The organism is Thermodesulfobacteriota bacterium (assembly GCA_036482575.1).
GTDB lineage: Bacteria > Desulfobacterota > GWC2-55-46 > GWC2-55-46 > JAUVFY01 > JAZGJJ01.
In genome coordinates this window covers 1-10530 of sequence record JAZGJJ010000185.1, presented here as the reverse complement: position 1 = coordinate 10530, position 10530 = coordinate 1, and the positions used below count along the sequence as shown (strand labels likewise).

General features: G+C 59.4%; 10 protein-coding genes. All 10 read left to right on the top strand.

What is annotated here, in order from left to right:
- The first annotated feature begins 142 nt into the window (after positions 1-142).
- Positions 143-886 carry an isoprenyl transferase gene (locus V3W31_08075; protein ID MEE9614886.1) on the top strand — a complete coding sequence of 248 codons (744 nt, stop codon included), beginning with the start codon at positions 143-145 and terminating at the stop codon, positions 884-886.
- A 118-nt stretch (positions 887-1004) separates the two neighbouring features.
- Positions 1005-1817 (top strand): phosphatidate cytidylyltransferase, encoded by an 813-nt coding sequence (locus V3W31_08070; GenBank protein ID MEE9614885.1) that lies wholly within the window; start codon positions 1005-1007, stop codon positions 1815-1817.
- Positions 1814-2974: a 1-deoxy-D-xylulose-5-phosphate reductoisomerase gene (locus V3W31_08065; protein ID MEE9614884.1), complete on the top strand. Its 1161-nt coding sequence runs from the start codon at positions 1814-1816 to the stop codon at positions 2972-2974. The genes V3W31_08070 and V3W31_08065 overlap by 4 nt, the downstream gene beginning before the upstream one ends.
- A 16-nt stretch (positions 2975-2990) precedes the next feature.
- A complete protein-coding gene (gene rseP / locus V3W31_08060; GenBank protein MEE9614883.1) occupies positions 2991-4313 on the top strand; it encodes an RIP metalloprotease RseP in 1323 nt (440 codons plus the stop codon).
- A 2-nt stretch (positions 4314-4315) separates the two neighbouring features.
- Complete coding sequence (gene tsaB / locus V3W31_08055; protein MEE9614882.1) at positions 4316-5098, top strand: tRNA (adenosine(37)-N6)-threonylcarbamoyltransferase complex dimerization subunit type 1 TsaB; 783 nt, start codon at positions 4316-4318, stop codon at positions 5096-5098.
- Between the two features lie 61 nt (positions 5099-5159).
- Entirely contained in the window at positions 5160-5378 is a 219-nt protein-coding gene (locus V3W31_08050) for a DUF465 domain-containing protein (protein MEE9614881.1), read from the top strand.
- 62 nt (positions 5379-5440) lie between these two features.
- The gene (gene ilvD, locus V3W31_08045; GenBank protein ID MEE9614880.1) at positions 5441-7093 is read left to right on the top strand and encodes a dihydroxy-acid dehydratase; all 1653 of its coding nucleotides are present in this window, start codon (positions 5441-5443) and stop codon (positions 7091-7093) included.
- Positions 7094-7096: 3 nt separating this feature from the next.
- The gene (ilvB, locus tag V3W31_08040; GenBank protein MEE9614879.1) at positions 7097-8794 is read left to right on the top strand and encodes a biosynthetic-type acetolactate synthase large subunit; all 1698 of its coding nucleotides are present in this window, start codon (positions 7097-7099) and stop codon (positions 8792-8794) included.
- A 12-nt stretch (positions 8795-8806) separates the two neighbouring features.
- Positions 8807-9301: an acetolactate synthase small subunit gene (gene ilvN, locus V3W31_08035; GenBank protein ID MEE9614878.1), complete on the top strand. Its 495-nt coding sequence runs from the start codon at positions 8807-8809 to the stop codon at positions 9299-9301.
- Positions 9302-9371: 70 nt separating this feature from the next.
- Positions 9372-10388, top strand: coding sequence for a ketol-acid reductoisomerase (ilvC, locus tag V3W31_08030; protein MEE9614877.1), 1017 nt, complete (start codon positions 9372-9374; stop codon positions 10386-10388).
- Positions 10389-10530 lie beyond the last annotated feature (142 nt).

Below are 10530 nucleotides of genomic sequence, written 5' to 3'. Positions count from 1 at the left end.
ACCACCGACGGAGAGATAGTCCGGGTGGACGAGATCCTCTCTAAAAAAGAGCACGAAATCATGGAGGTCTGAGTTGCGGCCCCGGGGCGCAACAGGCTTGATTTATCTTGAGATTCCGGGACTTTTGTGGTAATTTCTCCCCATGGATAATATACCCCCAGATAAGCTTCCCACCCATATTGCCATCATAATGGACGGCAACGGACGCTGGGCCGAAAAGAAGCGGCTTTCGAGGATTAACGGCCACCGCAAGGGGATAGAGGTCGTAAGGGATGTGATCGAGTTCTCGCGCGAGATCGGCATCCGTTATCTTACCCTCTACACCTTCTCCAGGGAAAACTGGAACCGGCCGGCCGTGGAGGTCAAGACACTCATGGCCCTCCTCGAGGAGCACATAAGGCGCGAGATACGGAAGATGGTGGATAACAACATCCGTTTCCGCGCGGTGGGCAAGATCGACGAACTGCCCCGGAGCGTAAGGGACGTCGTAAGCGAGGCCGAGGAAAAGACCGGCGGGTGCGACGGTATGGTGCTCCAGCTGGCCTTGAGCTACAGCGGAAGGGAAGAGGTTGTCGATGCCTGCACGTCCGTCGCGAGGCTGGTGAAGGAAGGCAAGCTCGCCCCCGAAGATATAACCGTTAAAACCTTCCAGGACCACCTCTATACCGCCGGGACGCCGGACCCTGACCTCCTTATAAGGACGAGCGGGGAGAGCAGGATATCGAACTTCCTGCTCTGGCAGATGGCCTACACCGAGATTCACGTAACCGACGTCCTGTGGCCGGACTTCACCAGGGGCGACCTGGTAGCGGCCATAAAGGACTTCCAGACCAGGGAGCGAAGGTTCGGCCTTACCGGCGAACAACTCGTGGGTGCGGTCGGGTAGTTACCGGTGGGCGGGTATCAGTGGCCGGTTATCGGTTATCAGTGGTCGATTATCAGTTAACGGGTAACTGACCACGGGTAACTGATAACCTTTTAACCGCCTTTGAGGGAGGGTAGTTCTGAAAAGAGTACTGGCCGGTCTCGTCCTAATCCCGGTAGTCGTCTGCATAGTCCTCTACACGTCCGCGTTCTGGCTCTCTCTGGCGACCTTACTGGTTACCGTCCTTGCCCGGTGGGAGTATAACGGCGCTATCCTGAAGCATACCGGGGAGGGGGGGGAGGGGGGAGTGGGGAGTGGGTGGCTTGCCGGGGTACTGCCCGGGGCTTTTATGCCCCCTCTTTTTTACTTGAGCGGTACGGAGCTTCTCCCGCCATATCTCCTGGGGCTGCTCCTTATACTGTTTGCAGTACGGTTCTTACGCGGGGAGGAGCTCGCCGGGGCGCTCCCGTGGGTCTCGGAGAGGCTCCTCGGCGTGGTGTATATAGCCGTCCCTCTTTCCTACCTGATCGTCTTGAGGGAGACACCGCTCGGCCCATGGTGGATACTGTTCGTCTTTATCGTCATATGGGCGAACGACACGTTTGCCTACTACGTGGGCAGGGCGCTCGGCAGGAAAAAACTCTGCCCGAAGGTAAGTCCGGGTAAGACCGTGGAGGGGGCGGCCGGGGGGCTTCTTGGCGGGGTCCTGGCGGCCGTCATTTTCGTTAAGTTTGCGGAGCTCGGCATGGCCCCGGCGGTTATCGTGGCATGCGCCCTCCTTCTCGGGGCGCTCGGGATAGCCGGCGACCTCGTAGAGTCGGTACTGAAGAGGGGGGCCGGGGTCAAGGATTCCGGCTCCATTATCCCGGGACACGGAGGGGTGCTCGACAGGCTCGACAGCACGCTCTTCGCCGTACCCGCCATGTACTATTGCGTGATATGGCTCCTATGACCAAAGGCGTTTCAATACTGGGCTCCACCGGCTCCATCGGGCGCAGCACTCTGGAGATAGTAAGGCGGCACCCGGACAGGTTCCGGGTGGTCTCGCTCGCGGCCGGGACGAACGTAGCGCTTTTAAAAAAACAGGTGGAAGAGTTCCGGCCGGAGTTCGTCTCGGTCTTAAACGAAAAGGACGCCCCGGAGATAGGCGGGGGTACTGAGGTAGGCTTCGGCGGGGAGGGGGTGGAGAGGGCCGCCACCCACGGCGGCGCGGACGTCGTGGTCTCGGCCATAGTGGGCTCGGCCGGGCTGCTCCCGACGCTTGCGGCCATACGGGCCGGGAAGGACATAGCGCTCGCCAACAAGGAAACACTGGTCGTCGCCGGCAAGCTGGTGATGGAGGAGGTGGAGAAAAACGGGGTGCGCCTGCTGCCGGTCGACAGCGAACACTCGGCCGTATTCCAGGCGCTCCAGGGACACAGGAGGGAAGACGTAAGACGCATAATACTGACCGCATCGGGCGGGCCTTTCCTGAACCGTCCCATCGAAGGGCTCCGGGACGTCACCCCGGAAGAGGCGCTGAAACACCCGAACTGGTCCATGGGCGAGAGGATAACCGTCGACTCGGCGACCCTTATGAACAAAGGGTTCGAGGTCATGGAGGCAAGCTGGCTCTTCGACGTGCCCATGGAGAAGATAGACGTATACATCCATCCCCGGAGTATTGTACACTCTATGGTGGAATACGTGGACGGCTCGATAATGGCCCAGATGGGTCCGGCCGACATGAAAGGGCCGATATCCTACGCCCTTGCCTATCCCGAGAGGATAGATGACGGCGGCGCCCCGTTCGACCTTTCCGCCGCGCCGCTTGAGTTCATGCAGCCGGAGGACGAGAGGTTCCCGTGCCTCGGGCTCGCCAGGAAGGCCATGGAGTGCGGCGGCACCGCACCGGCGGTCCTGAACGCGGCCGACGAGGCGGCCGTCGGGATGTTCCTCGATGGGAAGATACGTTTTACGGAGATATTCACGACCGTCGCCGAGGTCCTGGATAAGCACGAGCCGCGGGCGGCCTCCTCGGTCGAGGAGGTCCTCAAGGCCGACAGGTGGGCGAGGGAGGCCGCCGGAGAGATAGCGGCATCGGCACCTGCGGTAACGGTAAAAACCTAAAAGGAGCGAAGAAGACGTGGGATTATCGATAATAGCCTTCATATTCGTCATAGGAATAATCATATTCATCCACGAGCTCGGCCACTTCGTGGTCGCCAAGCTCTCCGGGGTGGGGGTGGAGACTTTCTCGCTCGGCTTCGGCCCGAAGCTTATATCCATAACCAGGGGGGGGACCGAATACCGGATATCCGTCCTGCCGCTCGGCGGCTACGTTAAGATGGTAGGCGAGTCTCCGGAGGAAGAGGTGAGCGAGGCGGAGCGGGAAAAATCTTTTACCCACAAGCCTCTTTCGAAACGTGTGGCAATAGTGATGGCGGGCTCCGTGATGAACGTGGTGCTCGCGCTGGTCTTGTTCCCGGTAATCTACATGATAGGGATTCAGGCGCCGGCCTACATGGGCAAGGTGCCGGAGGTGGGCTCCGTAAAGGAAGGTACGCCCGCTTCCGAGGCCGGAATACGGGAGGGAGACATAATCGCGGCCGTCGACGGGAAGGAGATGGAGGACTGGGAGGACCTGGGCATGATACTCTCGCTAAGCCCGGCTCAACCCCTGAAACTCATGGTAAGGCGCGGGGAGGAGAGTTTCGAGGTTACCATCGTCCCCGGGGTCTCGGAGGAGACCGGCGCCGGGTTGAGCGGTTTTTATCCCCCGGCAAGGCCGGCCGTGGGGATCGTTACCAAGGGCGGGCCCGCGGACCGGGCGGGGCTTAAGACCGGAGACGTAATAGCGGCCGTGAACGGGGAGCCGCTTAAGCGTGCCGGGCAGATCCAGGAGATCGTCGGCACGAGCGGTGAAGAGAGGTCGTTCCTCGTGGAAAGGGACGGAGAAGCGTTCACCGTCAATATCGCCCCGGAGTTCAACGAAGGCGCAAAACTCTTTCTTATAGGGATTACCATTCAGGAAGAGTCCGTGCTGAGAAGCTACGGCTTTATCGATTCGATCAAGCTGGGGTTGGATAAAACGCTGGAGATGGCCGTGCTCCTCTTTGTGGTCTTAAAGGGGCTCTTCTCCGGCGTCTATTCGGCCAAGAGCGTGGGCGGACCGATTATGATAGCCCAGATGTCCGGGATGGCGGCCGAGACGGGAGTAGCCAGCCTCCTGACGCTCGTAGCGCTCTTGAGCCTCCATATAGGGCTTATAAACCTCTTCCCCATCCCCGTGCTCGACGGAGGGTACCTCGTCTTCTTCGCCATAGAGTTCTTAAGGGGAAAACCCCTGAGCGACAGGGTTATGGGCATGACCCAGCAGGTGGGCTTCGCAATGCTTATCACGCTTATGGTCTTTGTCACCTACAACGACCTCGATCGGGTTTTAGACATAAGCCGGTTTTTCAGGTGACCGTGAGGGTGCTCGCGCTCGATACGTCTTCGACCTCCGGGAGCATGGCTGTGGTCCGGGACGGCATTGTCGAGGCGGAAACCAACATTGAGCACGTAGGCACCCACGGCGTCTGGCTCATGGGGGCGCTCGACGCGCTTATGAAGGATGCCGGCCTCTCGCTCCGGGATATAGACCTCTTCGCCCTTTCCGTCGGGCCGGGCTCGTTCACGGGCTTGAGGATAGGGGTGAGTACGGTAAAGGGTCTTGCGTGGGCCCTCGGGAAAGGGAAAAAAGGGAAAAAAGGGGGGAAAGAGGTCGCGGGCGTATCCACGCTCGACGCCCTCTCGATGAACGCCCCTTCAGACGGCTCGCTCGTCTGCCCGCTCCTCGATGCGCGCAAGGGGGAGATATATGCCGCGCTCTACCGCCCGGGTAACGGTAGCAAGGATGCCGGAGGGGAGGGGGGGGAGGGGGGATGGGGGATGGAGACGCTCCTTCCGGGCTGCGCCTTAAAGCCGGAGGAGTTGATAGAGCAACTCTTGAAGTTCGGGCCGGGACCGGTAACATTCCTCGGGGGAGGGCTCAAGCCCTACTCGGGGTATATCCGGGATAGTATAAAAGACGCCGTCTTCGCCCCGGAGGAGTTATGGCGGGTCCGGGCCGTAAACGTCGCCTCCCTCGCCCTTGAAGGATTCGGAGAGCGCATGAGCCCCGAGGCGCTCAGCCCGCTCTACCTGAGAAAGTCGGAGGCCGAGCTTAAAAAGGCAGCGTGCTCTGTTGACAAGCCCCGGTCCTTTGGGTAACATTCTGGTGTAATATGAAGTGCTTTACGGATTTTCAACTTACCGGGAAGGAGGTGTTTTGATGGGAACTGCGGACGAGGAAATTTCGGAAAGGCTTATCCGGGAGAACGATGAGTTCCGGAAGATACACACGGCACACAAGGAATATAAGAAACAGATCGAGGAGATGTCGAGGAAGGGACACCTGAACGCCGAGGAAGAGTTGGAGATGGCGAGGGTGAAGAAGCTGAAACTCGCGGCCAAGGACAAGTTGGAGATGGCGCTGTCGAGGCACCGCTGAGGGAAAAGTAAAAAGTAGAAAGTAAGAAGTAAAAAAAAGGAAGGGCACGGGTCTACGCGTTCATGAGAAGCGACAGGGTGAAAAAGGGGTTTGAGAGGGTCCCGCACAGGGCCCTTCTTTATGCCACGGGCATACCAAAGGGCGAGATGGGAAAGCCCTTTATAGGGGTTGCTTCCACCTTCACCGATATCATACCGGGTCACATCGGGATGCGCGACCTCGAGCGCTTCATAGAGAAGGGCGTGCACAGCGGAGGGGGCTACCCCATGTTATTCGGCCTTCCGGGGATATGCGACGGCATAGCCATGGGGCACAGGGGGATGCACTACTCGCTCCCCTCCAGGGAACTTATAGCCGACATGGTCGAGAGTATAGCCGAGGCCCATGCTTTCGACGGCATGGTGCTCCTTACCAACTGCGACAAGATTACCCCCGGCATGCTCATGGCCGCGGCGAGGCTCGACATACCGACCGTCATAGTGACGGCCGGGCCCATGATGACCGGTCGCTACAAGGGGCAGAAACTTTCTTTTATACGGAACACGTTCGAGGCCATGGGCCGCTTCAAGAAGGGGGAGATATCGAAGGAGGAGCTTGATGCCTGCGAAATAGGTGCGTGTCCCGGGGTGGGGAGCTGCCAGGGGCTCTATACGGCCAACACGATGAACTCGCTCACCGAGGCAATGGGCATGAGCCTTCCCGGATGCGGCACGGCCCCGGCGGTATCGAGCGAGAAGAGGAGGATCGCCTTCGCGAGCGGGGAGAGGGTGGTCGAGCTCGTAAGGAAGAACGTAACGCCGAGGAAAATTATGACGAAGGCCGCCTTCGAGAACGCCGTAAGGGTGGACCTCGCTCTCGGCGGCTCGACCAATACGGTGCTCCACATACTGGCCGTGGCCAACGACGCGGGGGTAAAGCTGCCACTGGAAATCTTCGACAGGCTTTCGAAGACCACCCCGCACATAGCCGCCATAGAGCCCATAGGCAAGCACTACATGGAGGACGTTCACTGGGCCGGGGGCATACCGGCCGTAATGGCGCGCCTTAAGCGGAAGATAAAGGACAACCCCACCGTGTCGGGCCGCAAGGTCAAGGCGATAATCGAGGACGTAAAGTACATAGACGGCACTGTCTTAAGGCCGCTCGATAAGCCCTTTCATAAAGAGGGTGGCATAGCGGTTCTTAAAGGCAATCTCGCCCCTAAGGGGGCGGTCGTGAAGCAGTCGGGAGTGAGCTCGAAGATGATGCGCTTTAAGGGCAAGGCCCGCGTCTTCGACTCCGAGGAGGCGGCGATGAGGGCGATTATGGGAGGGAGGATAAAGGGCGGCGAGGTTCTGGTCATCCGCTACGAGGGACCAAAGGGCGGCCCCGGGATGCGGGAGATGCTCGCCCCGACGGCCACGCTCATGGGCATGGGGCTCGGCGAGTCCGTAGCGCTTGTAACCGACGGCCGTTTTTCCGGAGGCACCCGGGGGCCGTGTATCGGGCACATCTCGCCTGAGGCAATGGAGGGGGGACCCATAGCGCTTGTCAAAAACGGTGACATTATAGAGCTCGATATACATAAGAGGAAGCTTGAGCTAAAGGTTACAACCGATGAACTTAAAAAGAGAAAATCGCGCTGGAAGGCCCCTGAGCCCAAGATAAAGACAGGCTGGCTCTCGAGGTACTCGAAGGCCGTGACTTCGGCCTATACGGGCGCGGTACTGAGGTAATATATGAAGATGACAGGTGCACGGATATTGATCGAGTCCCTCCTTAAAGAGGGGGTGGACACCATATTCGGCTTCCCCGGGGGGGTTGTGCTGCCCATCTACGACGTGCTCTACGACTCCCCTCTTAAGCACGTGCTGGTGCGCCACGAGCAGGGTGCGGTCCACATGGCCGACGGCTACGCGAGGGCCTCGGGCCGTCCGGGCGTGGTCGTCGTGACCTCGGGCCCCGGCGCGACCAACACGGTAACGGGCATAGCCACCGCCTACATGGATTCCATTCCGGTGGTGGTCTTCACAGGCCAGGTGCCTACCGCGCTAATCGGCAACGACGCCTTCCAGGAGGCCGACATTGTGGGCATAACGAGGCCGTGCACCAAGCACAACTATCTGGTGAAAGACATAAAGGAACTCACGAAGACCATAAAGGAGGCGTTCCACGTGGCGACGACCGGAAGGCCGGGGCCCGTGCTGGTGGACCTGCCCAAGGACGTGCTTATCGCCATGGCCGAGTTCAAGTACCCGGCAGCGGCCGAGCTGCCCGGCTACCAGCCGAAGTACAAGGGGCACGGGGGGCAGGTCAAGAAAGCCATGGCCCGGATACTGAAGGCCAGGAAACCGGTCATATACGCAGGCGGTGGGGTCATACTGTCGGATGCCGCCCCGGAGTTGAAAACACTGGCGGAAAAGCTCCATATCCCGGTTACGACGACGCTAATGGGCATGGGCGGCTTCCCGGGCACCCACTCGCTCTACATGGGCATGCTCGGCATGCACGGCACGTACGCGGCCAACATGGCGGTCACCAATACCGACTGCCTTATAGCCATTGGCGCGAGGTTCGACGACCGCGTTACCGGCAAGATCGACGAGTTCGCCCCGTACGCGACCATTATACACATTGATATCGACCCAACCTCCATAAGCAAGAACGTGGAGGTGGACGTGCCCATAGTGGGGGACGTCAAAGGGATCTTGAGGGAGATGGGGAAGATACTCCCGAAGCAAAAGGAGTTGAAGGAGCATGAAAAGGAGCTCCAGCCGTGGTTGAAGGAGGTAAAGAAGTGGGAGCGGACCCATAAGCTTTCCTATAAACCCGGCAAAAAGGGAGTACTAAAACCCCAGTATGTGGTAGAGAAGCTCTACGAGCTTACCAAAGGGAACGCGATTATCACGACCGAGGTCGGGCAGAACCAGATGTGGGCGGCCCAGTTCTTCAAGTTCAAGAAGCCGAGGACCTTCCTCTCTTCCGGCGGGCTCGGAACGATGGGCTACGGCCTTCCGGCGGCCATAGGCGCGCAGGTGGCATTCCCGAAGAAGACGGTCATAGACATAGCCGGGGACGGCTCCATACAGATGAACATTCAGGAGATGGCCACGGCCGTGCAGTACAAGCTGCCGGTGAAGGTAGCCATCCTGAATAACCGCTACCTCGGCATGGTCAGGCAGTGGCAGGAGTTCTTTTACGACAAGCGCTACTCGCACACATGCATGGGGAAGCTCCCGGACTTCGTGAAGTTGGCCGAGGCGTACGGAGGGGTGGGGCTCCGGGCCAGCAAGCCCGAAGAGGTGGAGGCGGTAATAAAGAAAGCTCTCAAGGTAACGGACAGGCCCGTGTTGATGGACTTCGTGGTGGCGCCCGAGGAGGGCGTATATCCCATGGTGCCGACCGGAGAGCCTTTAAATAAGATGCTGCTCGTATAAGGAGGCCATTCCATGAGACATACGATTTCCGTTCTTGTATCGAACGAGTTCGGCGTGCTGTCGAAGATATCCGGGCTCTTCTCCGGGAGGGGCTTTAATATAGAGAGCCTCTGCGTGGCCGAAACGCTCGACCCCGAGGTGTCGAGGATGACCATCGTAACGCGCGGGGACGACAAGGTCATCGAGCAGATAACCAAGCAGCTCAATAAACTCGTGAGCGTCTTGAAGGTGCACGACCTCACCGCGGAGGAGCATATCGGCAGGGAGCTGGCGCTTATAAAGGTCTCGGTCGCGGCCGAGAACAGGGCCGAGGTCCTTAGCATCGTGGACATATTCAGGGCCAAGGTGGTGGACGTAAGTCCCAGGAGCTACACCATAGAGACCACCGGGGACGAGCAGAAGTTAAGGGCCATAGTCGAGCTCTTGAGACCCTTCGGCATAAAGGAGGTCGCGAGGACCGGGCGTATCGCGCTGTCCAGGAGCCATAGGGCCAAGCAAGGGAAATAATGGAAATAAAAGAAATAAAGGAAAATAAAGGAATACAGGAAATACAAGGGAGTGGAAAGGGAGGAGAGCAATGAAGGTCTACTACGATAAGGACGCGAACCTCGAACTTATAAGGGATAAGAAGGTAAGCGTAATCGGGTTCGGCAGCCAGGGGCACGCCCACGCGCAGAACCTTACCGACAGCGGCGTCGACGTTACGGTGGGGCTCAGGAAGAGCGGGGGCTCGTGGAAGAAGGCCGAGGCGGCCGGGCTCAAGGTGGCCGAGGTGGCCGACGCCGTAAAGGGCGCGGACGTGGTGATGGTACTAATCCCGGACGAGATCCAGGGCGAGGTCTACGCCTCGGAGATCGGGCCTAACCTGAAGGACGGCGCCTATCTGGCGTTCGCCCACGGCCTCAACATCCACTTCGGCATGATAAAGCCCGTCGAAGGGGTGAACGTCTTCATGGTCGCCCCCAAGGGGCCGGGCCACCTCGTGAGGCACGAGTTCACCAGGGGCGGCGGGGTTCCCTGCCTCGTGGCGGTCCACCAGGACCCCTCCAAAGACACCCTCGATATCGGGCTTGCCTACGCCAGTGCGGTAGGGGGGGGAAGGGCCGGCATAATAGGGACCACCTTCAAGGACGAGACCGAGACGGACCTCTTCGGCGAGCAGGCCGTGCTCTGCGGCGGGCTTACGGCACTCATTACCTCCGGCTACGAAACGCTCATAGAGGCCGGCTACCCCGAGGAGATGGCCTACTTCGAGTGCCTGCACGAGACGAAGCTCATAGTGGACCTCATATACGAAGGCGGCATATCGAACATGCGCTACTCGATAAGCAATACCGCCCAGTACGGAGACCTGACCAGGGGGCCGAGGGTTATAAACGCCGGGGTGAAGGCCGAGATGAAAAAAATACTCGGCGAGATCCAGAGCGGTGAGTTCGCAAGAGAGTGGATGGACGAGCACAGGGCCGGAAAACCCGTGTTTAACGGCCTTACGAAACGCGGGGAGGCCCATCCTATAGAGGCTGTCGGGGAGAAGCTCCGCGCCATGATGCCCTGGTTGAAGAAGGGCAAGATAGTGGACAAGAGCAGGAACTGAGCGGGGGGGGGGGGGGGAACGGTCTCGATGCGTATTCCAATAGCCGGAGAGGGGTGGCCCTTTATTCTGGCATCGTCCTTTGTTTCGGGCATAGTATTGCTTTCCGGGCCGGGGTGGCTCTTTTTATCTTTCCTGCTGATTA